Genomic DNA, 25166 nt, shown 5'->3' with positions numbered 1-25166 from the left:
GCTGCGCAGGCGCGGACCGGCGGCGGCGAGCGGGGCGAGGTGGTCAGCCGACCTCGGACGAGCCGTCCGACGCCTGGTCGAGCGACGCCTGCACCCTGCGCAGCCGCGCCCTCGTCCAGCGGAAGACCAGGTAGTCGGCGACGTTCGCGACGACGACGATGGCCAGCACCAGCCCGACGACGGGCCACCAGTCCTGTCCGTCCCCCTCGACCCCGATGCCCGTCCCGGCAGCGAGCGCCGCGAGGCCCGCCATGATCGCGGCCGTCGTCACGAGCGCGATGAGCCCGTTGAGGAGGAAGTAGGTGCGGGGGCGGGCGAGCCGGATCGGCAGCAGCGACGTGAGCCACTCGGTGACCAGGCCCACCAGGAGCCCGATGCCGCCGCTCGCCAGCACCGTCAGCGCCCACAACCCCGGGTCCCCCGCGCCGGCGTTCGCCAGGATCACGACGACGCCGATACCGAGGCCGAGGAAGAACGAGTTCACGACGTTCCGGAAGTTCATGCGTTCCTCCTCACATCTTCAGGGCGCTGCGCAGGCGCTTGGCGTAGGTCCTGGACACTTCCAGCTCGGCCCCACCGGTCAGCCGGAGCACGTAGCGCGAGTTGAACCAGGGCACGATCTCGCTCACGTGCAGGAGGTTCACGAGCTGCGACTTGTTCACGCGGAGGAAGCCGAGCCCCGCCCAGGCCGTCTCGTAGTGCGCCAGCGTCTCCCGCACGCGGTAGCGCCCGGTCGCGGTGCACGCGACGATCCCGTCGGCCACGGCCTCGAAGTAGCGCACCTCACGCGGGGCGATGACCGTGAACGACGTCCCGCTCTGGCCCGTGAGCATCCGGGGTGGGCCCGTGGTCCCCTCGCGCAGCCCGGTCGCGAGCATTCGTACGACCTCCACGTGGTCGAGAGGGTCGAAGAGGATGGCCGGGCGTCCGTCGGGGGCGTCGAAGCCGCGCTCGACGAGGGCCCACCCGTCGTCGTCCACCGGGATCCCGGCGGTGGCGAGCTCCCGACGGAGCCTCTCACCCACCGCCTGCGAGCAGACCAGCCGCACCATGGATCGTCCTCGCCCCGTCGTGGACCCACTAGTCCTTCAGCCGGTCGACCAGCAACCGGACCTGCACGAGCTCCTCGATCGCCTTCTGGCGGTAGTCGAGCGAGCCGAAGTTCGCGATGTAGTACGTGTCACCGCTCGGATCGTACAGCGCGTACGTCCCGGTGGCGCCGACCGCGCCCTGCAGGTCGGACATCGCGAACAGGAGCGGGGAGAGGTCCGAGAAACGGAACTGCATCATGCCCATGCCGTAGCCGATGCCCTTGTCGACGTCGTGCTCGAAGGCCGTCAGGGTGGCGAGCGTCTCCTCCGAGACGAGCTCGCCGCCCGTCAGAGCCCGCAGGAAGAGCAGCAGGTCGTCCATCGTGGTCACCACTCCCCCGCCCGCCCAGTCGACCGACAGCGCGTTCCGCTGACTGATGTCCTGGCCGTCGGCCGTCAGGGACAAGATCTCCGCGGCCTCGCCGAACTCGATCAGGAGGTGGCTGTCGGCCATGCCGAGCGGCACGAACAGGCGGTCGTCGAGGACCTGCGCGTAGGGCGCGCCCTCGATCTCCTCGAGCGCGAGCCCCAGCAGCACGTAGCCGGTGTCCGAGTAGGCGAAGGTCTCGCCCGGAGAGCCGACCGGTTCCTGGTGGTCGCGCGAGAACGCGACCAGCTCCTGCGGCGTGAAGAGGTGGTCGGGGTCGTGCGCGACCCGCTCGAGGATCGGGGTGCCCGAGGTCACCGGTCCTTCGAAGTAGTCGGCGACGCCAGAGGTGTGGGACAGGAGCTGTCCGATCGTCACCTCGGGTGCGTGATCGGTGCCGTCCACGACGAACAGCCCGGCGAGGGTCTCGGCGTCCAGCCAGGTCGCGACCGGGGCGTCGAACGTGAGCGTGCCCTCGTCGACGAGCTGCCCGTAGACGGTCGCGAGCATCGACTTGCCCACGCTCGCCGAGTGGTAGGTGCTGTCGGTGCGCGCGGGGACGTCACTGCCCGCGCGCTCGGTGCCGACCGCGTACTGCAGGAGGCGGTCCTCGGGACCTGAGTACACGGTGAGCAGCGCGGAGGACAGAGTCGGTTCGGCGTCGACCGCACTGCGCAGCCGCTCCTCGATCGCCTGGTCGACCTCGGACCGCGACAGCGGACGACTCAGATGGCTCAGGGTGCCCACCCCTGCCAGGAGCAACGCCGTGACGCCTCCCGTGATCCCCCAGGCGATCTTCCCGCGCCGTCTCATGTCCGTCTCCCCACGTGCTCGTCGAGCCTTCCCGCTGAAGCGCTCGGTGACACGGCGAACGTACGAAGGTGAGGGTCTCCGACGGAACGGGTCCCGGCTGACAGGCCGCGACGAGCCGCCGAGCGGTCCCCGGGGGCGGGTGAACGTCGTCCGTCGACTCCTCCGGCGGGAGGGGATCATCGCGTCCCGAGATCCCGCCAGGTTCGAGGATTGACAGTTAGAGATCGAACAGTTAGCGTTCTAACCATGAGCGAACAGGACATCAGATTCTCCAGCAGCCTCGAGCTGGTCCGCTGGATCGGATGGGCCCAGCGCAAGATCGGCGAGGACTGGATCCGGGAACGTGGCCTCAGCCACGAGCAGGCCTTCGTGCTCGGGTATCTCGTGCAGAACCCCGGTGCGATCCAGCGAGACATCGCCGAGGTCAGCCGGACGAGCGCCGCGAGCGTCTCGAGCCTCCTGCAGGGGCTCGAGCGTCGTGGGCTGATCGAGCGCCGCACGCAGAGCGGTGACGAACGGCGCAAGCGCGTCTTCGCCACCACGGCCGGTGCCGAGCTCATCGCAGGGTTCGACGTCGCGATGGCCGCGGCCGACGAGACGATTCTCGCCCCGTTGACCCCGGAGGAGCGCGCCACCCTGCTCACCCTGCTCACGAAGATCACCGCCGAGCTGCCGCGCCCCTCCCGCTCGTAGCCACGAGGGCACGGCCCTCACCGACCACCACTCTCCACCCCGCGCGTCGGCGTCCGCCGACGTGCGCTCCGACCTGCCCGAAAGGAGTCGTCATGAGCTCCAGCACTCTCGAGTCCCCGGTGACCACGGACGTCGCCGGCACCAATCACTGGTACCTCTCGTCCGCGCCGATCGTCCGAGCCCTGGTGCACCTGTGCGTGCCCATGGCGGCCGCGATGATCGTCGGCGCCGTCTACAACGTCATCAACGCCGGCTTCGTCGGCTCCCTGCACGACAGCGCGCTCCTGGCCGCCATCACGTTCGGGACGCCGCTGCTCGGGCTCGTCATGGCGATCGGCGGCGTGTTCGGCGTCGGGGGCGGCGCGCTCGTCTCCCGGATGCTCGGCTCGGCGGAGCACGACCCGGCGAAGGCCGGCGAGATCAAGCACGTCTCGTCCTTCGCCGTCTGGGGGTCCGTGATCGCGGGGGCGGCGTTCGGCGGCCTGGGGCTGCTCCTGCTGCAGCCCCTCGTCTCGCTGCTGGGCGCCCACACCGCCGCCCGACCAGCGACCACCGCGTACGTCGGCGTGATGCTGGCCTTCGTCCCTGTCCTCACGGCGGCGTTCTGCCTCGAACAGCTCGTGCGGGCCGAGGGAGCCGCGCGCCAGGTGATGATCGGGCTCGTCGGCTCCACGGTCGCCAACGTCGTGCTCGACGTCCTGTTCATCCTCGTGCTGCACCAGGGCGTCGCCGGCGCAGCCCTCGCGATGGGACTGTCCAACATCGCGCTCGTCGCCTACTTCGTGCGCTGGCTGCACCGCAACAGCGAGCACGTGAGCCTCGCGCCGCGGTGGTTCACGCTCTCGCCCGCCGTGCTCAGGCCGGTCTTCGGCGTCGGTGTGAGCGAGCTGCTCCAGGCGTCCTTCCTGATCGTCACGTCCCTGGTGCTCAACAACCTCGCCGTCGCCTACGGCGACAGCGCGCTCGGCGCCATGGGCGTCGCAGTCCGCATCGCACAGGTGCCCGAGTTCCTCGTGATGGGCGTCACGCTCGGCATCCTGCCCCTGCTCGCGTACGCCTACGGCAAGGGAGATCGCGATCGCCTCCGCTCGGCCCTGCGCGTCTCCGCGCTCACGGTGGGTGGTATCGCCGTGGTCTCGGCAGCAACCGTGCTCACCTTCCGCGAGCCGCTGTTCTCCGCCTTCTCGGCCGACTCCTCGATGCTCGCGATCGGCGTCACGATCCTCACGGCGCAGCTCGTCGCGATGGTCATGAACGGGTTCACCGGCCTTCTCACCTCGCTCTTCCAGGCGACAGGGCGCGCCACCCCGGCGATCGTGATCTCGATGACACAGGGCCTCGTGTTCCTCCCGATCGTGATCCTCGGAAACCTCTGGTTCGGGCTCTCGGGCATCGTGTGGTCCCTGACCGTGTCCGAGGCCGTCGTGTTCCTCGTCGCCGTCGTGATGTGGCTCGCCTCCCGCCGAGCGATCGATCGCGGGCTCGCCGAGGGCAGCGCAGAACGCGGTGAGCAGGCACTCCCACAGGCCGACGTCTGACAGCCCCTCTCCGGCCCGCCCCGCGACGGTCCGCGCACGGGCCCGGCCGCGGACGGGCCGCCCGGCATCGTGCGCGTCGGACGGAGCGCGCGTAGCGTCGTGCGCAGGGACCGTCGAACCGACACAGGAGGAGTGCGCATGGCACACAAGAAGTCGTGGAGCGACCTGAGCAGCGGCAAGAAGGCGTTGGTGGTGGTCGGCTCGCTCGTACAGATCTCGCTCACGGTCGCGGGCTATCGCGACCTGGCCAGACGATCGCCCGACGAGGTCGAGGGCCCGAAGATCGCGTGGGGCGTGGCGATGCTCGTGAACTGGGTGGGCCCGATCGCCTACTTCGCGAGGGGGCGCAAGGGGCTGGGCCTCAACACGTGAGTCGCCTGCGCGCGCCCGGTGCGGATCGCGCCACCCACGCAGAGGGCCCCTGACCAGCGTTTCCGCTGATCAGGGGCCCTCTGTTTCGGTGGGCGATACTGGGTTCGAACCAGTGACCTCTTCGGTGTGAACGAAGCGCGCTACCACTGCGCCAATCGCCCGCTGTGACTCGACCTTTCGGCCGGGCCGTGCGTCCTGGAAGATATTAGCCGTATTTCGACCCAGATCGCGAACTGGCCTCCGGACGGGCCTTCCGACCCGCCGCGAGCGGACTCCTCCAGCCTAGCGCTGCGGGCTCGGCAGCGGCCGGATTACGGGACTCGTCCACCCTTGCCACCCTCACCCCCCTGCCGGCTGCTGCCGGCGCCGCCAGCAGGCCGACCGCCAACCCGTCCGACCACCCGACGCGGGCCGCACCGACCCCCCTCAGGGGTCCATGCGCTCGCGCCGCCGACGGTCAAACAGCTCCCGCGCAGCGAGCGACAGAGGCCCCACCGCCACGTCGACGCCGTCGAGCGAGACCACCGGCTGGATGTTGCGCACGCTCCCCGCGAGGGCGAGGCCCACGCTCGAGGAGGCTCCGCCGTCGGGCCCGGAGACGACGACCCGGTCGAGGACCGAGAACGGGAGGGCGGCCTCCACGACCGGCAGGCCGTCCTCCGCGGCCCACTCCAGGAGCAGCTCGCGCGTGATGCCCGCGAGGCAGCCCGACGACAGCGGGGGCGTCAGGAGCTCGCCGCCGACCTCGACGAGCACGTTGGCCCCCGTGCCCTCGCACAGCTCACCGACCGTGTTGGCCAGGATCGCCTCGTCGCCTCCGCGCGCGACGGCGTCGGCGAGCGCGACGACGTTCTCGGCGTACGAGGTCGTCTTGAGCCCGGCCACGGCCGAGCGTTCGTTGCGCACCCAGGGTGAGCGCACGGCGCGTGACGTGGGCCCGGGCGCCGCGGGGCCCGCGGCGATCACGATCGTCTCCTCGCCGTCCTCGCGACCCGAGCCCATGGGTCCGAACCCGCCCGTGACCGTGATGCGCAGGCGTCCCGCGCTCTCGCCCGCTGCGGCGAGGACCTGCGCGACGCCGTCGCGGATGCGCGCCTCGTCCGGCGCGGGCAGGCCCATCCCGGCCGCGGACCGCGCAAGGCGCCGCAGGTGACGCGTCAGCGCGAACGCCTGCCCGCCGTACACGGCGCACGTCTCGAAGATCCCGTCCCCCACGGTCACGCCGTGGTCGAGCGCGCTCAGGGCACGCTCCCGCGGCTCGACGAAGGACCCATCCACCCACACGACGATCGACATGACCTCAGTCTGCCGCAGACCCGCCCGAGGCGAGCGCGACGAGCCGCGCGGCCTTGAGCTCGGTCTCCTCCCACTCCTCGACAGGGTCGCTCCCCCACGTGATGCCCGCGCCCGTCCCGAAGCGCAGCTCGTCGTCGGCCCACCAGAACGTCCGGATCCCGACGGCGAGCTCGGCCTCCCCCGTGTCGCCGTCGATCCAGCCGACGGCCCCGCAGTACGGGCCGCGCGGGCCGCGCTCGAGCTCGCGGATGATCCGCAGCGCCGACGACTTGGGCGCCCCGGAGACCGACGCGGGCGGGAACGTCGCGTCGAGCACCTGCCCCCACAGACCACCGGGGGCGTCCTGATCGACCTCCACCTGCCCCTGCACGCGCGAGACGAGGTGCACGAGGCCCGGGTGGGCCTCGACAGCCAGGAGGTCGGTGACCTCGACCGAGCCGGGCTCGCTCACCCGCTGCAGGTCGTTGCGCACGAGGTCGGTGATCATGACGTTCTCGGTACGGTCCTTCTCTCGCAGACCGTCCTCGGTGGCTGCCGTGCCCTTGATGGGCCCCGAGGACAGGACACCGCCCTCGAGCCGCAGGAACAGCTCGGGGGAAGCCGTCACGACCCACACGGGGTCGACACCGCTCGCCGCCGGGACGTGGATCGCGCCCGCGTAGGGGGCGGGGTTGCCCGCGGCGAGGACGCGCGCGAGCGCCCCGGCGTCGGGCTCTGCGTCTCCCGCGGGCAGGGGCGCGGCCAGCACGCGGCAGATGTTCGCCTGGTAGACGTCGCCTTCGTGCACGGCGTGCCGGACGGCCGCCACGGCGGCCTGGTACTCGTCGCGGGACAGCGAGCTGTGCCAGGCGTCGGGTGCGGGCCCGCGCCAGTCCCTCCCCCCGTCCGACGGCGTCGCGTCTGCGGGCAGGTCGGCCCCGGCCCTCCCGTGGTGGGCGAAGCGCCACGCACGGGCCCGCCCGCCGTGCGCGGGGTCCTCGTAGTCGGCGACCACGAACCAGAGCCCTTCGGCCAGGCGTGCGCAGTCCACGGCGAGGTCGATGCACTCGACGACGCCCGAGCCCTGACGGCCGGCGAAGGACGCGAACCCCGTCCTGGCCTCGCGAGGCGCCGCCGCAGGACCCGACGCCCGGCGGTCCCCCGGACCGCTCACGTGGTCCCCGTGCAGGTCAGAGCGCCAGGATTCGGGTTCGGTCAACGCCTCGTCGAGGGCGTCGGAGCGTGACCCGCGCCTCATTCGCCACCTCCGACCCGAGTCGACGGATCGTCAGGAAGCCGCGGAACTTCGCGGGTCCTGGGAGTTCTGCATCGCTGAGCTGGCACGTGCCAACGCTACCGATCCTCGGACGGCGGCTCGTCCGGTTGGACTCCCAGCGCTTCGGTCCACTAAAGTCTGTGACGCGCCGAAAAACGCCGGAGAGATCCGGACGAGGTCGGCAGCGCGGACGTGGCTCAGTGGTAGAGCATCACCTTGCCAAGGTGAGGGTCGCGGGTTCGAATCCCGTCGTCCGCTCGGAGAGGTCTTCGGACCTGTCGGGTTCGACCTGGTGGAGTGGCCGAGAGGCGAGGCAGCGGCCTGCAAAGCCGTGCACGTGGGTTCGAATCCCATCTCCACCTCTCAGCACAGCAACACCCCCTTGCGCGGTTCTCACCGAGAACAGCCCTGGGCGATTGGCGCAGCGGTAGCGCGCTTCCCTGACACGGAAGAGGTCACTGGTTCGATCCCAGTATCGCCCACCACAACGAAGGCCGTCCCCCACCGGGACGGCCTTTCGTCGTTCCCGGACCTCTGTCATCCCCGGACCGTCGCTGCATCCCGGACCCTTGCCGCTCCCGGACCTCCGCCGCCCGGGCCGGCGTCGCTGCACCCGTGCCCCTTTCGGCACGTGAGGCACCTGAGGCCCCGGCCGCCGCCGCGGCTCGCCTCGCGGCGCGAGATGGGTGGTCCCGTCCCAGACGGGCGTCTGCGACACAGTCCCTCGGACCCGTCTCGGACGCAAGCACCCGTCTCGCGAGCCCCGCATCATCAGCCGACGGCCACGCTCAGCAGGTCGGCTCCGCGTGAGCTCGTCCCAGCCCTACCAGACCCCTCGCGCGCACCCTCGACGGGGCCGGGTCGCGCGAGAACCACCCCCTCCACCCCTCCCACCTGGGGCTATTTGGACTCTTGCCCCATCTGTCGGCTAGAGTCTGTGACGCGCCGAAAAACGCCGGAGAGATCCGGACGAGGTCGGTAGCGCGGACGTGGCTCAGTGGTAGAGCATCACCTTGCCAAGGTGAGGGTCGCGGGTTCGAATCCCGTCGTCCGCTCGGAGAGGTCTTCGGATCTCTCGGGTTCGACCTGGTGGAGTGGCCGAGAGGCGAGGCAGCGGCCTGCAAAGCCGTGCACGTGGGTTCGAATCCCATCTCCACCTCTCAGCACAGCAACACCCCCTTGCGCGGTTCTCACCGAGAACAGCCCTGGGCGATTGGCGCAGCGGTAGCGCGCTTCCCTGACACGGAAGAGGTCACTGGTTCGATCCCAGTATCGCCCACCACAACGAAGGCCGTCCCCCACCGGGACGGCCTTTTCTCGTGCACGCGCCGACGAGAGCGCTCGGCCCCACCACGGTGCGCACCCCCGGTCGGAACCCGATCAGCGCTCCCCGCGCTCCCGACTCTCCAGCATCCGAGACTCGGCCCCTCTCCCCGCGCGCGGCGGGACCACCCGTGGGACGGTGTGACGCGGAGCACACCTGTCGACGACGCCAGGGAGCGGCTCCAGCACCGATGCACCGAGCGCGGGCCACCCACCGGGAAGGGCACGCTCGGTGATCCACGGCACGCACGTGGGGGCACTGCCTGAGGGATCGCCTTCCTCAGGTCCCGTCGGCAGGGCGCCGCCGGGACAGTCGAGCTACCGAGGAGAACGACGTGACGTCTGACCAGACCACGCCCGTACCACCTGGATGGGTCGGAGGGTTCGCCGAGTCGAACCCGGCCTTCGCCTATCCCGATCCCGATCTCACGTCGTTGCCGCTGTTGGAGAACATGGCCAACATCGACCTGCTCGACCGCCAGCAGGCCGTCCTGTGGCCCGAGTTCAGCTGGGAGACGGTCCTGGGCGTCGCGAGCTCGCGGGCGTACCAGATGTTCGCTCCGGACATCTCGCGGATCGGGTACAGCGACACCGGTCGGGTGTACTCGGTCATCTGCCCCCAGCAGGGGGCGTGCTCGCCGACGCTCGGGACGCTGAACATCGAGGTCTCGGTGACCGGGCAGCGCGGGTGGGTCGACGAGCCCACCAGGACGGTCGCGGCGGACCTGACGGTCGAGGGCAAGATCTGGTTCAGCCCGAGCGCGACGCAGAGCCCGCTCGTCAAGCTCCTGTGGGAGTTCTTCTCGACCACCGGACGTCCGTTCCCGTCCGACAAGGCGCACGCGATCCGGGTGCCCATCCACCGGCACGGCGAACCGACCGAGCCCGTCCTGCCGGGACGGACCGGGCAGACGGACTGGTTCCCGATCCCACCCTTCGCCCAGCACTACGACACGGCCTGGGCCGTCGCGAACCTCGCTGCGCAGATCGCCCCCGTCGCCCTCACGGGCGATCAGGTCGTCGACGACTTCAACGAGCTGATCATGACGGTGTTCAACCTGTCCTCGGGCAACCTGCTCGCCCCGGGGAACCTCCTGACCTGGAACGTCTGGTTCACCGAGCCCGCGATCGTGGACCGCGCGGAGTGGCTCGCGCACGCCGAGAAGTGGCGGACCTCGATCGACGCGTGCCACGGCCCGGAGGGCAGTCAGCCGCGCTACTTCGACGGCCGACCGTTCACGCCCGACCTGGCCGCGGTCGCGGCCGAGCAGACCGCGATCGTGGCCTTCATCGAGACGCACGTGCCGTCGACGTGACGGGTCGCGGCCTGGGTGCCGTCCCTCACCGGGTCTGCACCCAGGCCGCACGGGACCGGGCTCGACGGCGGCGCTCGACACCCCTTGTCGGCACGCCGGACGCCCCGTAGCGTCGGTCGCATGTGCCGAAACATCACCGCTCTGCGCGGGCTCGAGCCCCCGGCGACCGACGAGGAGATCCAGGCCGCTGCCCTCCAGTTCGTCCGCAAGGTCGCCGGCGTCCAGTCGGTGAGCGCGTCCACGCGCGGCCCCGTCGACGCTGCGGTCGCCGAGATCGCTGCGACCGTCACGCGCCTGCTGGCCGAGCTGCCCGAACGTCGTCAGCCACCGAGCACGGTCCCACCCTTGCGGCGCGCAGAGGTCCGCGCCCGGATCGCCACCCGCGAGGCGGCCGAGGCCGAGCACGCGCGGGCCCACGAGCTCGGCCTCGTCCACGAGCACTGAGGACCCGTCCTCCTGCACGCTCGATCAGGGCCGGCTCGGCGTCGGGCGGGACCACTGTGCCCGTCCGGGCTCGTCCGTGCCCGGCGTCGGGCACGGTCTAGGCTCGTGGGGTGGACTCCCGCGTCAACGACCCCGTCAGCACCGAACCCGTCAGCGCCTCGATGCGCCGCGCCAAGGCCGAGGCGCGCACGTCGCACGTGACCATCGGCCAGGTCCGGCGCGCCGCCGAGGGGCGCGTCTCGATCGACTGCTCGTGCGGCATGCAGCTCACGAACGGCCCGGACTGGTCTCTCGACGAGCACATCCGTCTGCACCGGGCCGAGGCTCGCTACGTCGCCTTGAGCAAGGTGGCACCGGCCGGCATGCCGCGGCTCGTCGAGGTCGACAGGGATCGCCTGCCCACCCTGGACTGATCGTCCGCTCCCCCGTCCTACCGGCCGACACCTCCGGCGTCGGCTCGCAGGACGACGACCGACGTCAGAGCTCGTCGGGGTCGTCCCAGGACCGTCCGCTCGACATGCCGTCGCTCGGCTGCCGCTCGGCCTCGGAGAGCGAGTGCGGGGCCTTCGAGGCGTCGCCTCCCTCACGGACGTCGGCGTCGGCCTCGTCCTCCAGCCGGATGCGGGTGCGCGGGGAGATGCGGGCGGACGAGACGTCGCTCTCGTTCAGGTCGACCGCTTCGGACGTGCGGTGCTCGCTCGTGCTGCTCATACCTCCGGTCTAGCAGGTCGGACGGGCCGTTGCACGATCCCGCGCCGACCTGGGGCCGTCCTGGGCTCGTCCGGGCCGTTGGTGGACCCCGCGTACCCGACGGGATCCAACGGCTCGTCCGCGCTTGGCACACTATTTCGAATCCTCGACCCCCGCGTACCGTGCCGGCCGCCGGCCGGACCGGTCGAGCTCCCGCCAGGCCCTGACCAGGCCGGACGCAGCCCGACCACGGTGAGCGCCGTCGTCGGGCAGGGCGCCGAGGCGCGCTCCCGCGCGCCGCGGGCGATACTCGGGCCATGACGGAGCCCGCACGGTCGCGCTCGTTCACCGGCCTCTTCCCCACGCTCCGCGGCTACCGCCCGGCCTCCCTGCGCACCGACGTCCTGGCCGGCCTGACCGCGGGGGCGGTGGTCGTGCCGCAGGCCATGGCGTACGCGACCATCGCGGACCTCCCCGTCCAGTACGGCCTCTACACGTGCATGCTGCCGATGGTCGTCTACGCAGCCCTCGGCGGGTCCCGCGCGCTGAGCATGTCGACGACCTCGACCATCGCGACCCTCGTCGCGACCTCCCTCGTCGGGATCTCGACCCTCAGCGGGGGCGGCGACTCCGAGGCACGGATCCGCGGGCTCGCCACCCTGACCGTCCTGGTCGGAGTGATCCTGCTCGTCGCGCGCCTCGTACGGCTCGGTTCCCTCGTCGAGAACATCAGCCACGCGACGCTCACGGGCATCAAGGCGAGCGTGGGCCTGACCGTGGCCGTGGGACAGGTCCCCAAGCTGCTCGGTGCCCGCGAGACGCTCCACGGGCACGGGTTCGTGCCCGAGCTGCGCGCCGCGGCCCGCGCACTGACGGATATCAACGGCACGACCGTGGCCCTCTCGCTCGTCTCGCTCGCCGCCCTCGTCGGCATCAGCCGGGCCTGGCCGAGACTGCCCGCTCCCCTGATCGTCGTGGCCGGCGGGATCCTCGCGTCCGCGTTCGGCGGCATCACCGAGCGCGGAGTCTCTCTCGTCTCCCCCATCCCCGCGGGACTTCCCGCGATCGTCCTGCCCCGCCTCGGTGACGTGCCCCACCTGCTGCCCGCGGCCGCGGCCATCGCGATCATGGCGTTCCTCGAGTCCGTCGCGGTCGCGCGCGAGGTCCGCGACCGCAAGGACGCCCGCATCGACCCCGACCAGGAGCTGCTCGCCGTCGGGGCCGCGAGCCTCGTGGGCGGCTTCACCGCGGTCATCCCCGCGGCGGGCGGCTTCAGCCAGTCCGCGGTCGCCCAGCGGGCCGGGGCGCGCAGCCAGCTCGTGAGCGTCGTGACCGCGCTCCTCGCGGTCCTCGTCGCGCTCTTCCTCGCCCCCGTGCTCGACCACATGCCCGAGGCCACGCTCGGCGCCGTCGTGCTCGTGGCCACGCTCGGCCTCGTGGACGTGCGAGAGTTCCGCAACCTCACCCGCTTCGACCTGTCCGAGCTCTGGATCGCGCTCGCGACCACGCTCGTCGGGCTCGTGTCCGGACTGCTGGCCGGCGTGGCCACCGGGGTCCTCCTGACGCTGTTCATCGTCCTGCGCGACCTCGACCGGCCCCAGGTCGAGGTCCTGGTGCGCGGCCCCGACGGGTGGGACGTCGCCGGGCAGACCCCGACGGGCGGGCCGACCAGGACGGGCGCCGGGCCGACCAGGACGAGCGGCACGAGCGGCACGAGCGTGACGCCCGACGAACCGCTCGTGCTGCGCCTGCGCTCGATGCTCTACACGGCAAACGTCCGCCCGACCCTCGAGCGGGTCCTCGAGCTCGTCCAGGCCGCGAGCGCCCGCACCGTGATCCTGGACACGAGCGCCATGGACTGGGTGTCCTCGACCGTGGTGGACGAGCTCGAGGGGCTCGACGACGAGCTCGCCGCGCACCGCTGCCGCCTGGTCCTCGCCGAGCTCGACCCGAGGCTCGGGCAGCGGCTGCGCAGGTCGGGGTGGTTCCGCGAGGTGGAGGCCGACGGTCGCGTGGTGCGCACGGTCGAGGAGGCCGTCGAGCCGTCGACCGCGCCTGGCGCGAGCAGCGGTCCGGCCGGCCCGGCGCCGGACCACCCGACGGACGCGCCGCCGTCGGGCCGGGGAACCCCGCCTGTTCCGCCCGGTTCGTCCGCCGGGACGTGAGCCCCCGCACACCCGCCGGGGCGTGCCGTGGGCGACAACACGCCCGCGGGATGAAAAGGTCGACCCATGCAGACCTGGCCTGGGCGACCGTATCCGTTGGGCGCGACCTTCGACGGGACGGGCACCAACTTCGCGCTCTTCTCCGAGGTCGCCGAGAAGGTCGAGCTGTGCCTGATCGGCGACGAGACCGACGCCGAGGGGCGCCCGCTGGAGACGCGCGTGGTCCTCGAGGACGTCGACGCGCACGTGTGGCACGTGTACCTGCCGGGGCTCGGCCCGGGCACGAGGTACGGCTACCGGGTCCACGGCCCGTACGACCCGGCCGCAGGTCACCGGTGCAACCCGGCGAAGCTCCTCGTCGACCCGTACGCCAAGGCGATCGACGGGCAGGTCGACGGCGACGAGTCGCTGTTCTCCTACCGCTTCGGCGAGACGCCCGACGGCGCCGCGGCCCCGGGCGGTCCGCTCGCCCCGGACGCGGCGACGGACGAGCAGGACGCCGCCCCGGACGGGGACGCGCCAGTCGCCCCGCCCGCGTCGTCGGGCCCTCCTGCTCCGACCAACACCGAGGACTCGCTGGGCCACACCATGCTCTCGGTCGTGGTCAACCCGTTCTTCGACTGGGGCCACGACCGCCCGCCCCAGCACGACTACCACGACTCGGTCATCTACGAGGCGCACGTGCGCGGCATGACGATGCGTCACCCCGACGTGCCCGACGAGCTGCGCGGCACGTACGCGGGCATGGCGCACCCGGCGGTGATCGAGCACCTCACGGCGCTCGGGGTCACGGCCGTCGAGCTCATGCCCGTGCACCAGTTCGTCAACGACCCCGGGCTCGTCGCCAAGGGGCTGTCGAACTACTGGGGCTACAACACCATCGGGTTCTTCGCGCCCCACAACGACTACACGGCCTACGGCACGCGCGGCCAGCAGGTCATGGAGTTCAAGGCCATGGTCAAGGCGCTGCACGAGGCCGACATCGAGGTCATCCTCGACGTCGTCTACAACCACACGGCCGAGGGCAACCACCTGGGACCCACGCTGTCCTTCCGCGGGATCGACAACGCGGCCTACTACCGGCTGGTCGACGGGGACGAGGCCCACTACTTCGACACGACCGGCACGGGCAACTCGCTGCTCATGCGCTCGCCCCACGTGCTCCAGCTCATCATGGACTCGCTGCGCTACTGGGTCACCGAGATGCACGTCGACGGGTTCCGCTTCGACCTCGCGGCGACGCTCGCCCGCCAGTTCCACGAGGTCGACCGCCTCTCGGCCTTCTTCGACATCGTGCAGCAGGACCCGGTCGTCTCCCAGGTCAAGCTCATCGCCGAGCCGTGGGACCTGGGCGACGGCGGCTACCAGGTGGGCGGCTTCCCTCCGCTGTGGACCGAGTGGAACGGCCGGTACCGCGACACCGTGCGCGACTTCTGGCGCGGCGAGCCCGCGATGCTGCCCGAGTTCGCGAGCCGCCTCACGGGTTCCTCGGACCTGTACGAGCACACGGGCCGCAAGCCCATCGCGTCGATCAACTTCGTCACGGCGCACGACGGCTTCACGCTCACCGACCTGGTGTCCTACGACGAGAAGCACAACGAGGCCAACGGCGAGGGCGGGGCCGACGGGGAGAACCACAACCGGTCCTGGAACTGCGGCGTCGAGGGTCCCACCGACGACCCGGCCGTCCGTGCCCTGCGCGCCCGCCAGCGCCGCAACTTCCTCGCGACCCTGCTCCTGTCCCAGGGCGTCCCGATGCTCTCGCACGGGGACGAGATCGGGCGCACGCAGCGCGGCAACAACAACGGCTACTGCCAGGACAACGAGATCACCTGGATGGACTGGGGCGGGGCGGACGGGCTCGACGACGAGCGCAGCGACCTCCTGGCGTTCGCCCGGCGCATGGTCGGGATCCGGCGGGCGCACCCCCTGCTGCACCGCCGCCGCTTCTTCCAGGGCCCGGCCGGCACGCCCGAGGGTGAGATCCCGGACATCGACTGGTTCGACATCTCGGGCAGCCGCATGGACACGACCGACTGGAACCAGGGCTACGCCCGGTCCGTCATGGTCTTCCTGGGCGGTGACGACCTGCCCGAGCGCGACCGGCGCGGTGAGCCCATCGTCGACGACTCGTTCCTGCTGCTGCTCAACGCCTCGGACTCCCCGCTCGACTTCACGCTGCCCGAGGCCGCCTACGGCGCGGCGTGGCGCACGCTCGTGCGCACCGAGTCCCCCGGCGAGCCCGAGCCGACCGTGCACGCCGCCCGCGAGCGCATCACGGTCGCCTCGTTCGCCACGGTCCTGCTGGTCCGGGAGGTCCAGGAGGTCGGCAAGGTGCACGCCGTATGACGTCGCGCTACCGCAACATCACCAAGCCGCCCGACCCGCCGCCCACGCTCGTGGTCCCCGGACCACGGCCCGTCGTCTGGGCCCCGCAGGCGCGCACGCTCGAGGTGGTCCTCCCGCGCGCTCCCGGGGTCACGCCCGACGACCACGTCCCGGCCGGGACGCGCACCGAACGCCGTCCCCTGCGCCTGGTCGGGATGGACCTGCCCGGCTGGTGGAGCGCCGACGACGACCTCGCCCCCGGCACCGACTACGCCTTCTCGGTCGACGGCGGACGTCCCCTCCCCGACCCGCGCAGCCCCCGTCAGCCGCACGGCCTGCTCGGCTGGAGTCGTTCGTTCGACCCCACGTTCGCCTGGACCGACGGCTCGTGGGCGGGCCCTCCCGCCCAGGGCGCCGTCCTCGAGATCGACGTCGGGACGTTCACCCCGGAGGGCACCCTGGACGCCGCGGCCCACCGGTTCGACGAGCTCGTCGACCTGGGCGTCGCCGTCGTCGAGCTGCACACGATCGGGTCGGTCGCGGGCGTCGTGTGCCCGCACCTGTACACGGTGTGCGAGGAGTTCGGCGGGCCCCGGGCCCTGCAGCGCTTCGTCGACGCGGCCCACTCCCGCGGGCTCGGCGTCTCGCTGGGCGTGGCCTACCACCGCGCGGCCCCGGCAGCGGCCTTCCTGCAGTCGTACGCGCCCTACCTCTCGCCCCAGCGCACACGACTGCGCCCGGTGCTGACCGGCTATCTCTCGGGCGGCCCGCTCCCTGACGAGCCCGTCCCGCAGCCGCCCGCCGAGCTGCCGAGCGGGCGCAGGGTCAACCTCGACCGCGCGGGCAGCCGCGAGGTCCACGACTGGATCACGTCGAGCGCGAGACGGTGGTTCGACGACTTCCACGTCGACGCGCTGCGCATCGCACGGGTCCAGGACCTGGCCGACGCCTCACCGGTCCACGTGCTCGTCGAGGTCGCACGCACCGCCGACGCCGCGACGACGACCCACCGACGGCCGGTCCGCCTCGTCGGGGAGTGCGACACGAGAGACCCTCGTCTCCTCGTCCCCGCCGAGCAGGGCGGTCGGGGCCTGAGCCAGGTGTGGGTCCACGAGGTCGAGGACGCGTTCCACGAGCTGCTGGACCGCTCCCGCGAGACGGACCCCGCCTGGTTCGGCTCCCTGAGCAGGCTCCTGACCGCCCCGGACGCCGAGCGCACCATGATCGGGCTCTCCCCACCGGTCTGCTCGGCCGGCGACCGCGGGGACCCCGAGAGCGCCGACGACGACGACGCCCACGCCCTGGCCGCGGCGCTCGCCCTCGCCTCGGCGTTCGTCCCGCGCCTGGTGCTCCCGGTCTCCGAACGGCTGCTCGCCTGGTGGAGCACCCTCCTGACGGTGCGGCGCTCGGTCCCCCACGACACGCCCCGCCTGGTGCACCGTGGCCCGAGCGGCGTCGTCCTGGTGCAGCGCGGCAGGCTCGTCACGGCCGTCAACATCGGCTCGCAACCTCGCACCACGCTGCTGCCGACCTCGCGCCGCGCCTGGCACGTGACCGCGCAGTGGCCGCCGCTCGACGTCGGCTCCGGACGTCCTGCTCGTTCCGACGCGGCACAGAGCCCTCCCTCGGCGACACCGAGCGGCTCCTCGGTGCGCGTCGGCGCCCGTTCCGCCGTCGTCCTCACGTCGCGCTGACGACCTCGACGGGCGCCGGGTCAGGCGACGGGTCAGGCGGCCGGGGGCCGGATGAGCGCGCGGCCGTCCTCGGCGAGCGACCCCAGACGCGACAGTGCCCGGTAGTACTTCTTGCGGTAGCCGCCGCGCAGCATGTCCTCGGTGAACAGCGACGAGACGGCGGCCCCGCGGGCTGCGCCACCGGTGGTGCCGGTGCCGTCGGCCTCGGCTGCGCCGGTGTCGTCCGCGAGGAGCACCGGGACGTCCCGGTCGTACAGGCGGTCGACCAGGACGACGAGCCGCAGCGCGGCCGACTGCTCCGTGACGGGGTGCACGCCCGTGAGCGCGACGAGCGAGACGTCGTCGAGCATCGCGCCGTACTTGCTCGGGTGGACCCCGCGCAGGTGGTCGAGGACCTCGTCGAGCGAGTCGAGCGTCGCGCCCGGGTGCGACGCCGCGACGCGCGCCACGACGTCCGCGGGCAGCGGCTGCGTCTCGGTCACGACCGCGCGGTGGCGGTAGTCCTCGCCGTCGACGCGCATGACCTCGAAGCGCGCGGCCATGGCCTGGATCTCCCGCAGGAAGTCCTCGGCCGCGAAGCGTCCCTCGCCGAGCGAGCCGGGCAGCGTGTTGGACGTCGCGGCGAGCGCGACGTCGCGGTCAGCGAGCTCGCGCAGCAGGCGGGACATGAGGACCGTGTCGCCCGGGTCGTCGAGCTCGAACTCGTCGATGCAGACCAGGCGCTTGGTCGCGAGGGCGTCGACCGTGGCCTGGAAGCCGAGTGCGCCCACGAGGTTGGTGTACTCGACGAACGTCCCGTAGGCCGCGTCGGGGCCCACCGCGTGGGCCAGGGAGGTCAGCAGGTGCGTCTTGCCGACGCCGAACCCGCCGTCCATGTAGATCGCGGGGGCCGCCTTGCGCCTGGCGAACAGACCGCGCCGCACCTTTCCGGGCGCGAGCTGCGCACCGACCTCCTCGAGACGCGCGACGGTCGAGCCCTGGCTCGGGTAGGCCGGGTTCGCCCGGTACGTCGAGAAGCGGGCGTCCGCGAAGTGGCGGGGCGGCACGAGGTCCGCGAGCAGGCGCGTGGGCGGCACGACGGGCCGGATGTCGGCGAGCGCGCGCACGCGCGGCGGGGTCGAGGAGTCGGACGGGTTCCCGGCGAGATCGGGAGGCGCAGCAGTCACGAGGATCCAGCCTACGCGCACTAGCCTGGCGGGATGAGTGCTGTGTCGGACGTCACCACACCCCCGCCCCCGCCCCCTTCGCAGGGCCCACGGCCCCCCGCGCTGCCCGCCCTGGACGTCCTGCTCGGCCCGGGAGGCTCGGGCCACCTCGCGGGGACCCGGCTCGAGCCCACGCCCGACGAGGAGGCGCTGGCCGCGTTCTACGCCTCGCCGCCCGGCCCGCACGTGCGCGCGAACATGGTCGCGAGCGTCGACGGCGGCGCCTGGGGCCCCGACCACCGCTCGGGCACCATCAACGACGCGGCCGACTGGCGCGTCTTTCGCGTCCTGCGGGCCCTCGCGGACGTCGTGCTCGTCGGCGCGGGGACCGCGCGCGCCGAGGGGTACACCGCGCTCGACGTGCCGCGCGGCCTCGAGCACCTGCGGGCGGGCCGCGGGCCCCTCGAGCTCGCGGTCGTCACGCGCAGCGGGCACCTGCCCGCCTCGCTCGCCGGGGGCGAGCGCCCACCGTTCGTCGTCACGGGCGAGCACGGGGCGAGCGTCGCACGGGCGAGCGTGCCGGCGGACCGGATCCTCGTCGTCGGGCCCGACGACGCCGCTCCCCCGGGTGCGCCGCGCACCCCGCGGGACCTCCCCTCGCCCACGCCCGGACCCGACCTGCGCGCCGGGCTCGCGGCCCTGGCCGACCGCGGCCTGGACCGGGTGCTGTGCGAGGGCGGACCGCACCTGCTCGCCGACCTCCTGGCCCGCGACCTGCTCGACGAGCTGTGCGTCACGACGACGCCCGTGCTCGTGGGTCCAGGGCCTGGACGCATCGTCGGCGGGCTCCCGCCGGTTCCCGCCGGAACCCGTGCCGAGCGCGAGACCGGGACCCCGGACGGCCCCGCCGCGAGCGCCCCGCTCGTGCACCCGCGCCTGGCCCACCTGCTCCACGCCGACGGCACGCTGGTCGCCCGGTGGGCGCTGCGGTGACGACGGTCGCTAGTCTGGTCCCGTGACCGACACCATCCTCGTCCTGACCGAAGACACCCTCGCCGCCGTGGACGTGGAGCACATCCTGTCCCTCCACCCCGACGAGACCCTCGCCTACCGGGTCCTCGTGCCCGCCGACACCGAGCGCAACGTGGTCTCCGCGATCATCGACCACCTCAGCGTGGGAGAGCTCAAGGAAGCCTGGGACGAGGTTCTCGGCAAGGAGCCCTCGCGCGCCCAGGCCACCGCCACCGCGCAGGAGCGCCTCGACGCGAGCGTCTCCGAGCTCCGCGCCGCGGGCCGCGAGGCCGAGGGCGCGGTGACCGAGGACGACCCGCTGCCCGCGCTGCGCGCCGCGGTCGCAGCCGGCGACGTCCGCGAGATCGCGATCGTCACCTACCCGCACGCGATCGAGGACACGTTCCACCAGGACTGGGCCTCGCGGGCCCGCGAGGAGCTGCACGTGCCCGTGCTGCACCTGTACTCGGGCACGAGCGAGCTGGGCTGACGCCACCGCGTCCCCGGGGCCGCACGAGCGCACACCCGCGACCAGCGTCCGGCTCCCCGGCGCATGCGGCACGTACGACGAGGGCCGTCACCACCTGGTGGTGACGGCCCTCGTCCCGTTCCGGCGTCCGATCACGGACGGCGCGGGGCGCGGTCAGGTCCTGTCGGATTTCTCAGCGCCTCGCGACCCCAGCGCGGTGAGCTCAGTTCCCCGTGCTCGTCGGCTCGGGGTAGTGCTTCTTGTACTTGCGGTAGAAGTTCTGGGTCATCGCCTCGACGACCAGCCGCCTCTTGATGCCGCCGTCCCGCGAGTACTTGAGCGGGTTGACCGCGGCACCCCGGTCCTTGACCGCCTGCAGACGCCGACGCAGGGCCGGGTCGAGGATGTACTTGAGCAGGAGCCGGAACGGGACGACCGAGTAGAGGACCTCCTGGGTGGCCCGCACCGGCTCGATCGAGTTCCCCAGCACGCGGTCCTCGACCAGGACCCGTGCGACGTTCGCCCCTGCCGCGGTCACGTAGTAGTTGTTGCGACCGATGCGCGGGTTCATCTCGAAGTACACGTGCCGGCCCGTGCGCGGGTCCAGCTTGTAGTCGAAGTTCGCGAACCCCGTGTACCCGACCGTGTCGAGGAACCGGCTCGCGGCCTCCATGGCGTCCTCGTAGGGCTCGGTGAGGATCGCCGCGGGGATGCCCAGCGTGCCCGGAGTGTGCTCCTCGAGCAGGACACGACCGGTCGCGAGCAGCGTGATCGCGCCGTGGGAGTCACGGTAGGCGGTCAGCGAACGCATCTGGGTCTCGTCGCCGGGGATGAACTCCTGGACGAGGAACGTCCCGGCGTACCCGGCCGTCACGAGGTGACCGAGGAGCTCGTCGAGCTCGGCCCGCGAGTCCACGTGGTGGATCTTGCGCTTGCCCGGGAACGACACGTAGTGGTAGTCCGCGCTCGACGAGGGCTTGGCGACCACGGGGAACTCCAGGTCGACGGGCAGCGACGCGATGGCCGAGAGGCCGCCGTCCGCGACGAGCTTGGGCACCGAGACCGCGACCGTGCGCGGCGTCGGGATGCCCAGGCGGTCGCACACCTCCGCGAAGCCCTCCTTGCTCGAGACCTGCTCGAGCACGTCGAGCGTGCAGTAGGACATGACGTACTTGTCCTCGAGCCGCGCCCTGTTCTCCACGAGGGACCGCACGAACCAGTCGGCGTTCGTGAGCAGCACGAGGGTCTTGCCCGGGTGCTGGGCCGCGACGCGCTCGAGCGCCGCGACGAGCACCTCGGGGTCGTCGATGCCGGGGGTCACGACGTTGGTGACGAAGGACGAGTCGGCCATGGCCCGCGTCGCGACGCTCGAGATCACGACGGCGTCCGTCCCGTACTGCTCGTGGAAGGCACGGACCATCGCGTAGACCCCGATGTCGCCGCCGACACCGACGGGCAGGAGCTCAGGAAGGGCGGTCCCCGTCATGCGTCGGTCTCGCTGCGGTCGCCGGACCACTCGGTGTGGAACACACCGGGCTTGTCGACGCGCTGGTACGTGTGCGCCCCGAAGAAGTCGCGCTGGGCCTGGATCAGGGCGGCGGGCAGACGCTCCGCACGGACGCCGTCGTAGTACGCGAGCGACGACGAGAACGCGGGCGTGGGGACGCCGTTGAGCGCGGCCTGCGACACGACACGACGCCACGACGAGACGCCCTCGCCGACGGTCCGCGTGAAGTACGGGTCGGCGAGCAGCAGCGGGAGGTTCTCGTCGCGCTCGTAGGCCTCGGTGATGCGGTTGAGGAAGCGGGCCCGGATGATGCAGCCGCCGCGCCAGATGCGCGCCATGGCCCCGCGGTCGATGCCCCAGCCGAACTCCTCGGAGGCCGCCGCGATCTGGTCGAAGCCCTGGGAGTACGCCACGACCTTCGAGGAGTACAGCGCGCGGCGCACGTCCTCGACGAACGCGTCCCGGTCGGTGACGTCCCACTGACCGGCCTCGGCCGGCAGCACGCCCACGGCCGCGGTGCGCTGCGGCACCGAGCCCGAGAGCGCGCGGGCGAACGTGGCCTCGGCGATGCCCGTGATCGGGACGCCCAGGTCGAGCGCGTTCTGGACCGTCCAGCGGCCCGTGCCCTTCTGCTCGGCGCGGTCGAGGATGACGTCGACGAACGCCTTGCCGGTCTCGGCGTCGACGTGCTGGAGCACGTCGGCCGTGATCTCGATGAGGAACGACTCGAGGTCGCCCTTGTTCCACTCGGCGAAGATCTCCCCGATCTCCTGCGCGGAGGCCCCGAGGCCCTGCTTGAGCAGGTCGTACGCCTCGGCGATGAGCTGCATGTCGGCGTACTCGATGCCGTTGTGCACCATCTTGACGAAGTGACCCGCACCGTCCGGGCCCACGTACGTGCAGCACGGCACGCCGTCGACCTTGGCCGAGATGTCCTCGAGGATGGGGCCGAGGGTCTCGTAGGACTCGGGGGCCCCGCCGGGCATGATGCTGGGGCCGTTGAGCGCACCCTCCTCGCCGCCCGACACTCCGGTGCCGACGTAGTGCAGGCCCTTCTCCTTGAGCTCGGCCTCGCGGCGACGCGTGTCGGGGAAGTGCGCGTTGCCGGCGTCGATGATGATGTCGCCCTGCTCGAGGAGCGGGACGAGCTCGGCGATCACGGCGTCGGTCGCTGCGCCGGCCTTGACCATGACGACGACCTTGCGGGGGCGCTCGAGCGACGCGACGAAGTCCGCCATCGACTCGGAGGGGATGAAATCGCCGTCGCTCCCGTGGTCCGCGATGAGCGACTGCGTCTTGGCGAAGGAGCGGTTGTGCACCGCGGTCGTGTAGCCGTGACGGGCGAAGTTGCGGGCCAGGTTGCGGCCCATGACCGCGAGTCCGGTGACGCCGATCTGTGCGCGGGCTGACATCTGCTGTGCTCCTCGGGGTAGGTGCGGGCACCGGCGAGCAGGAGTCCCGGTCGCCGGCGAGACGTGCCGGCGACGAGCGCCGGCGGACACTCAGGACAGCCTAGTCCGGCGATCACGATTCGATCTCCTCCGCGCGCCTTGCCTCCAGGATGTGGACATCTGCTCGTACTGTGCCGCTGTGATCAAGTCCGGAGAACCGCAAGCACCGCCGGACTTCCTGCATGCCCTGGAGTCGATCGGCCGCCGCCGGGTGCGCCCCGAGGTCCGGCTCCGTGAGGTCACCGCGCCGAGTCGTATCGCTCCGTTCGCCCTGGCGCTCACGGGCGAGGTCGACGGGACCGACGCCGCGGGCGAGGCTCTCGCGAGCGGGCGCTTCATCGTGCTGCACGACCCCGCGGGCCAGGAGTCGTGGCACGGGACGTTCCGGATCGTGACGCTCGTGCGCGCGACCCTCGACCCCGAGCAGGCCACCGACCCGCTCCTCGGCGAGGTCGCCTGGACCTGGCTCGAGGAGGCGCTCGAGGGCTCGGGCGTCGACGCGCTCGCCGAGGGCGGCACCGTGACCCGCGTCCTGTCCGAGAGCTTCGGTGCCCTCGCGGGCCAGGCGAACGGTGTCGACCTCGAGATCCGGGCCTCGTGGACCCCCACCTCGACCGACCTCGGACCGCACCTGGACGCCTGGTCCACGCTGCTGTGCACGGCCGCCGGTCTGCCGCCGCTCCCGGACGGCGTGACGCCGTTGCGCTCACGACGCAATACCGTGGGTCCATGAGCTCGGCCCACAACCCCTCGTTCTCGCACGCGTCCGACGGCCGCGGCGGCGCCCGCGCGGCGTCCGCCCCGCAGCCTGCCGGCGCGCCCGACGCGCCCTCGTCGCCTCCTGCACCGTCGGTGATCCCCCTCACCGAGCCCGCCGACGGCGTCGGCCCCGTGATCGACACCCCCGAGGCCTTCGCCGAGGTCGTCGCCGCCTTCGCCGCGGCCTCGGGCCCTGTCGCTGCCGACGCCGAGCGCGCCTCGGGCTACCGGTACGGCCAGCGCACGTACCTCGTCCAGGTGCGCCGCGAGGGTGCCGGGACGGCGCTCATCGACCCCATCGGGGTCCCGGACCTCTCTCCGCTGCGCGAGGCCGTGGGGGACGCCGAGTGGATCCTGCACGCGGCCTCGCAGGACCTGCCCGGCTTCGCCGAGCAGAACCTGCACCCGGCGCGCATCTTCGACACCGAGCTCGCGGCCCGCCTGCTCGGCATGGAGCGCGTGGGGCTGGCCGCGGTCATCGCGGAGGTGCTGGGCCTAGGCCTCGCCAAGGAGCACTCGGCCGCCGACTGGTCCACGCGCCCGCTGCCCCAGGACTGGCTGCGCTACGCGGCGCTCGACGTCGAGGTGCTCATCCCGCTGCGCAAGATCCTGGGCGAGCGGCTCGAGGAGCAGGGCAAGGCCGAGTGGGCCGCGCAGGAGTTCGAGGCCGTGCGCACCGCTCCCCCGGCGCCGCCTCGCGAGGAGCCGTGGCGTCGTACGTCGGGCGTGCACGCGCTGCGCAACCCGCGCAGCCTCGCGGTCGTGCGCAGCCTGTGGGAGGCGCGCGACGAGAACGCCCGTCGTCGGGACATCGCCCCGGGGCGCGTGCTGCCCGACCGCGCGATCGTCGCGGCGGCCCAGGCCATGCCGCGCTCGGTCCCCGAGCTCGTGAAGCTGCCCGCCTTCTCGGGGCGCAACACGGCCCGCCGCGCGGCGTCGTGGCAGCAGGCGATCGACAAGGCGCTCGCCCTTCCGCAGGATGCCCTGCCGAGCTCGCGCGGGCCCCGCAGCGACGCCCCGCCGCCCCCGCGCGCCTGGGCCGAGCGCGACCCCGAGGCCGCCCGTCGCCTGGACGCGGCGCGCGCCGTCGTGCAGCGTCTCTCGGACGAGCACGGCGTCCCGCTCGAGAACCTCCTGCAGCCCGACGCGCTGCGTCGCGTGTGCTGGACGCCGCCCGCACCGCTGGACACCGAGCACGTCGCGCAGTTCCTGCGCGGGCGCGGTGCCCGCGAGTGGCAGCTCGACCTCGTGGCCGCACCGATCGCGGCGGCTCTCGCGGACCCGGCGTCGGTCGCGGGTCCGAACGCTTCGCAGGAGGCCGCACCGGAGCCCGGCGCGGGACAGGCCACGGGCTCCGACGGCACCGCCTCCGAGTGACGCCGCAGCACCCGAGCACGTGAGGACGCCGTCGTGGGGGTCTTCCCCGCGCCGGTAAGGTC

22 protein-coding genes and 7 tRNA genes are annotated in these 25166 nt (G+C 72.4%); 19 read left to right on the top strand and 10 right to left on the bottom strand.

Annotation, left to right across the window (positions count from 1 at the left end):
• Positions 1-43: 43 nt before the first annotated feature.
• From JOD49_RS00775 to JOD49_RS00765, 3 genes are read right to left on the bottom strand one after another with little or no spacing between them, the layout of a single operon-like run.
• The gene (locus JOD49_RS00775) at positions 44-502 is read right to left on the bottom strand and encodes a hypothetical protein (RefSeq protein ID WP_205305550.1); all 459 of its coding nucleotides are present in this window, start codon (positions 500-502) and stop codon (positions 44-46) included.
• Between the two features lie 10 nt (positions 503-512).
• On the bottom strand, positions 513-1052 hold the full coding sequence (locus tag JOD49_RS00770) for a LytTR family DNA-binding domain-containing protein (protein WP_205305549.1): 540 nt from the start codon (positions 1050-1052) through the stop codon (positions 513-515).
• 28 nt (positions 1053-1080) lie between these two features.
• Entirely contained in the window at positions 1081-2271 is a 1191-nt protein-coding gene (locus tag JOD49_RS00765) for a serine hydrolase domain-containing protein (protein WP_205305548.1), read from the bottom strand.
• Positions 2272-2517: 246 nt separating this feature from the next.
• Here JOD49_RS00765 and JOD49_RS00760 point away from each other — a divergent pair, with 246 nt between their 5' ends.
• The 3 genes from JOD49_RS00760 (at position 2518) to JOD49_RS00750 (ending at position 4874) form a co-directional block, all read left to right on the top strand.
• Positions 2518-2964, top strand: a complete 447-nt coding sequence (locus tag JOD49_RS00760) for a MarR family winged helix-turn-helix transcriptional regulator (protein WP_205305547.1) — start codon at positions 2518-2520, stop codon at positions 2962-2964.
• 92 nt (positions 2965-3056) lie between these two features.
• Complete coding sequence (locus tag JOD49_RS00755; RefSeq protein ID WP_205305546.1) at positions 3057-4502, top strand: MATE family efflux transporter; 1446 nt, start codon at positions 3057-3059, stop codon at positions 4500-4502.
• Between the two features lie 138 nt (positions 4503-4640).
• On the top strand, positions 4641-4874 hold the full coding sequence (locus tag JOD49_RS00750) for a PLDc N-terminal domain-containing protein (RefSeq protein WP_205305545.1): 234 nt from the start codon (positions 4641-4643) through the stop codon (positions 4872-4874).
• Positions 4875-4963: 89 nt separating this feature from the next.
• On the opposite strand, the gene JOD49_RS00745 is transcribed toward JOD49_RS00750, so the two are convergent.
• The 3 genes from JOD49_RS00745 to JOD49_RS00735 form a co-directional block, all read right to left on the bottom strand.
• Positions 4964-5035 (bottom strand) — tRNA-Val (locus JOD49_RS00745).
• A 265-nt stretch (positions 5036-5300) separates the two neighbouring features.
• Positions 5301-6170 (bottom strand): aminotransferase class IV, encoded by an 870-nt coding sequence (locus JOD49_RS00740; protein WP_205305544.1) that lies wholly within the window; start codon positions 6168-6170, stop codon positions 5301-5303.
• A gap of 4 nt (positions 6171-6174) precedes the next feature.
• A complete protein-coding gene (locus JOD49_RS00735) occupies positions 6175-7407 on the bottom strand; it encodes a chorismate-binding protein (protein WP_205305543.1) in 1233 nt (410 codons plus the stop codon).
• 204 nt (positions 7408-7611) lie between these two features.
• Here JOD49_RS00735 and JOD49_RS00730 point away from each other — a divergent pair.
• The 9 genes from JOD49_RS00730 to JOD49_RS00690 all read left to right on the top strand — a co-directional run bounded on the left by JOD49_RS00730 (position 7612) and on the right by JOD49_RS00690 (position 10921).
• Positions 7612-7683, top strand: a tRNA-Gly gene (locus tag JOD49_RS00730).
• A 33-nt stretch (positions 7684-7716) separates the two neighbouring features.
• Positions 7717-7787, top strand: a tRNA-Cys gene (locus tag JOD49_RS00725).
• Between the two features lie 48 nt (positions 7788-7835).
• Positions 7836-7910 (top strand) — tRNA-Val (locus tag JOD49_RS00720).
• Between the two features lie 498 nt (positions 7911-8408).
• Positions 8409-8480, top strand: a tRNA-Gly gene (locus JOD49_RS00715).
• 33 nt (positions 8481-8513) lie between these two features.
• Positions 8514-8584: transfer RNA gene (locus JOD49_RS00710), tRNA-Cys, on the top strand.
• A 48-nt stretch (positions 8585-8632) separates the two neighbouring features.
• A tRNA-Val gene (locus JOD49_RS00705) sits at positions 8633-8707 on the top strand.
• Between the two features lie 376 nt (positions 8708-9083).
• The gene (locus JOD49_RS00700; protein WP_205305542.1) at positions 9084-10064 is read left to right on the top strand and encodes a hypothetical protein; all 981 of its coding nucleotides are present in this window, start codon (positions 9084-9086) and stop codon (positions 10062-10064) included.
• A gap of 120 nt (positions 10065-10184) precedes the next feature.
• Positions 10185-10508 carry a DUF2277 domain-containing protein gene (locus tag JOD49_RS00695; RefSeq protein ID WP_205305541.1) on the top strand — a complete coding sequence of 108 codons (324 nt, stop codon included), beginning with the start codon at positions 10185-10187 and terminating at the stop codon, positions 10506-10508.
• A 110-nt stretch (positions 10509-10618) separates the two neighbouring features.
• Positions 10619-10921 (top strand): hypothetical protein, encoded by a 303-nt coding sequence (locus JOD49_RS00690; RefSeq protein ID WP_307822290.1) that lies wholly within the window; start codon positions 10619-10621, stop codon positions 10919-10921.
• A gap of 64 nt (positions 10922-10985) precedes the next feature.
• Here the strand turns inward: JOD49_RS00690 and JOD49_RS00685 are convergent, their stop codons facing one another.
• The gene (locus JOD49_RS00685) at positions 10986-11219 is read right to left on the bottom strand and encodes a hypothetical protein (protein ID WP_205305540.1); all 234 of its coding nucleotides are present in this window, start codon (positions 11217-11219) and stop codon (positions 10986-10988) included.
• Between the two features lie 296 nt (positions 11220-11515).
• On the opposite strand from JOD49_RS00685, the gene JOD49_RS00680 reads away from it, so the two are divergent.
• The 3 genes from JOD49_RS00680 to JOD49_RS00670 all read left to right on the top strand — a co-directional run bounded on the left by JOD49_RS00680 (position 11516) and on the right by JOD49_RS00670 (position 17385).
• Positions 11516-13363: a SulP family inorganic anion transporter gene (locus JOD49_RS00680; RefSeq protein WP_205305539.1), complete on the top strand. Its 1848-nt coding sequence runs from the start codon at positions 11516-11518 to the stop codon at positions 13361-13363.
• 66 nt (positions 13364-13429) lie between these two features.
• Entirely contained in the window at positions 13430-15712 is a 2283-nt protein-coding gene (glgX, locus tag JOD49_RS00675; RefSeq protein WP_205305538.1) for a glycogen debranching protein GlgX, read from the top strand.
• Positions 15709-17385 carry an alpha-amylase family protein gene (locus JOD49_RS00670; protein WP_205305537.1) on the top strand — a complete coding sequence of 559 codons (1677 nt, stop codon included), beginning with the start codon at positions 15709-15711 and terminating at the stop codon, positions 17383-17385. Before glgX ends, JOD49_RS00670 begins: the two co-directional genes overlap by 4 nt.
• 32 nt (positions 17386-17417) lie before the next feature.
• Here the strand turns inward: JOD49_RS00670 and zapE are convergent, their stop codons facing one another.
• Complete coding sequence (gene zapE / locus JOD49_RS00665) at positions 17418-18551, bottom strand: cell division protein ZapE (RefSeq protein ID WP_205305536.1); 1134 nt, start codon at positions 18549-18551, stop codon at positions 17418-17420.
• Positions 18552-18584: 33 nt separating this feature from the next.
• Here zapE and JOD49_RS00660 point away from each other — a divergent pair, with 33 nt between their 5' ends.
• Positions 18585-19523: a dihydrofolate reductase family protein gene (locus JOD49_RS00660; RefSeq protein WP_205305535.1), complete on the top strand. Its 939-nt coding sequence runs from the start codon at positions 18585-18587 to the stop codon at positions 19521-19523.
• Between the two features lie 22 nt (positions 19524-19545).
• Positions 19546-20031, top strand: coding sequence for a hypothetical protein (locus tag JOD49_RS00655; RefSeq protein WP_205305534.1), 486 nt, complete (start codon positions 19546-19548; stop codon positions 20029-20031).
• Between the two features lie 202 nt (positions 20032-20233).
• Here JOD49_RS00655 and JOD49_RS00650 read toward each other — a convergent pair whose 3' ends face one another.
• Both JOD49_RS00650 and gnd read right to left on the bottom strand, forming a co-directional pair.
• The gene (locus JOD49_RS00650) at positions 20234-21496 is read right to left on the bottom strand and encodes a carboxylate--amine ligase (RefSeq protein ID WP_205305533.1); all 1263 of its coding nucleotides are present in this window, start codon (positions 21494-21496) and stop codon (positions 20234-20236) included.
• The gene (gnd, locus tag JOD49_RS00645; RefSeq protein WP_205305532.1) at positions 21493-22929 is read right to left on the bottom strand and encodes an NADP-dependent phosphogluconate dehydrogenase; all 1437 of its coding nucleotides are present in this window, start codon (positions 22927-22929) and stop codon (positions 21493-21495) included. The genes JOD49_RS00650 and gnd overlap by 4 nt, the downstream gene beginning before the upstream one ends.
• 178 nt (positions 22930-23107) lie before the next feature.
• Between gnd and JOD49_RS00640 the strand changes: the two genes are divergently transcribed.
• Entirely contained in the window at positions 23108-23701 is a 594-nt protein-coding gene (locus tag JOD49_RS00640) for a DUF3000 domain-containing protein (RefSeq protein WP_307822289.1), read from the top strand.
• A complete protein-coding gene (locus JOD49_RS00635) occupies positions 23698-25104 on the top strand; it encodes an HRDC domain-containing protein (protein WP_205305530.1) in 1407 nt (468 codons plus the stop codon). Before JOD49_RS00640 ends, JOD49_RS00635 begins: the two co-directional genes overlap by 4 nt.
• Positions 25105-25166 lie beyond the last annotated feature (62 nt).

Source organism: Oerskovia jenensis (assembly GCF_016907235.1).
Taxonomy (GTDB): domain Bacteria; phylum Actinomycetota; class Actinomycetes; order Actinomycetales; family Cellulomonadaceae; genus Oerskovia; species Oerskovia jenensis.
The sequence above is the reverse complement of the archived record's forward strand: the minus strand, read 5'-3'. Positions and strand labels throughout refer to the sequence as shown.

Bases quoted from the DNA above. Each gene is read 5' to 3' on its own strand.
- JOD49_RS00660 (WP_205305535.1), top strand. From the start codon at position 18,585: ATGAGTGCTGTGTCGGACGTCACCACACCCCCGCCCCCGCCCCCTTCG.
- JOD49_RS00765 (WP_205305548.1), bottom strand. From the start codon at position 2,271: ATGAGACGGCGCGGGAAGATCGCCTGGGGGATCACGGGAGGCGTCACG.
- JOD49_RS00650 (WP_205305533.1), bottom strand. From the start codon at position 21,496: ATGACGGGGACCGCCCTTCCTGAGCTCCTGCCCGTCGGTGTCGGCGGC.
- JOD49_RS00670 (WP_205305537.1), top strand. From the start codon at position 15,709: ATGACGTCGCGCTACCGCAACATCACCAAGCCGCCCGACCCGCCGCCC.
- glgX (WP_205305538.1), top strand. From the start codon at position 13,430: ATGCAGACCTGGCCTGGGCGACCGTATCCGTTGGGCGCGACCTTCGAC.
- gnd (WP_205305532.1), bottom strand. From the start codon at position 22,929: ATGTCAGCCCGCGCACAGATCGGCGTCACCGGACTCGCGGTCATGGGC.
- JOD49_RS00760 (WP_205305547.1), top strand. From the start codon at position 2,518: ATGAGCGAACAGGACATCAGATTCTCCAGCAGCCTCGAGCTGGTCCGC.
- JOD49_RS00740 (WP_205305544.1), bottom strand. From the start codon at position 6,170: ATGTCGATCGTCGTGTGGGTGGATGGGTCCTTCGTCGAGCCGCGGGAG.
- JOD49_RS00695 (WP_205305541.1), top strand. From the start codon at position 10,185: ATGTGCCGAAACATCACCGCTCTGCGCGGGCTCGAGCCCCCGGCGACC.
- JOD49_RS00680 (WP_205305539.1), top strand. From the start codon at position 11,516: ATGACGGAGCCCGCACGGTCGCGCTCGTTCACCGGCCTCTTCCCCACG.
- JOD49_RS00775 (WP_205305550.1), bottom strand. From the start codon at position 502: ATGAACTTCCGGAACGTCGTGAACTCGTTCTTCCTCGGCCTCGGTATC.
- JOD49_RS00635 (WP_205305530.1), top strand. From the start codon at position 23,698: ATGAGCTCGGCCCACAACCCCTCGTTCTCGCACGCGTCCGACGGCCGC.
- JOD49_RS00755 (WP_205305546.1), top strand. From the start codon at position 3,057: ATGAGCTCCAGCACTCTCGAGTCCCCGGTGACCACGGACGTCGCCGGC.
- JOD49_RS00735 (WP_205305543.1), bottom strand. From the start codon at position 7,407: ATGAGGCGCGGGTCACGCTCCGACGCCCTCGACGAGGCGTTGACCGAA.
- JOD49_RS00685 (WP_205305540.1), bottom strand. From the start codon at position 11,219: ATGAGCAGCACGAGCGAGCACCGCACGTCCGAAGCGGTCGACCTGAAC.
- JOD49_RS00770 (WP_205305549.1), bottom strand. From the start codon at position 1,052: ATGGTGCGGCTGGTCTGCTCGCAGGCGGTGGGTGAGAGGCTCCGTCGG.
- JOD49_RS00750 (WP_205305545.1), top strand. From the start codon at position 4,641: ATGGCACACAAGAAGTCGTGGAGCGACCTGAGCAGCGGCAAGAAGGCG.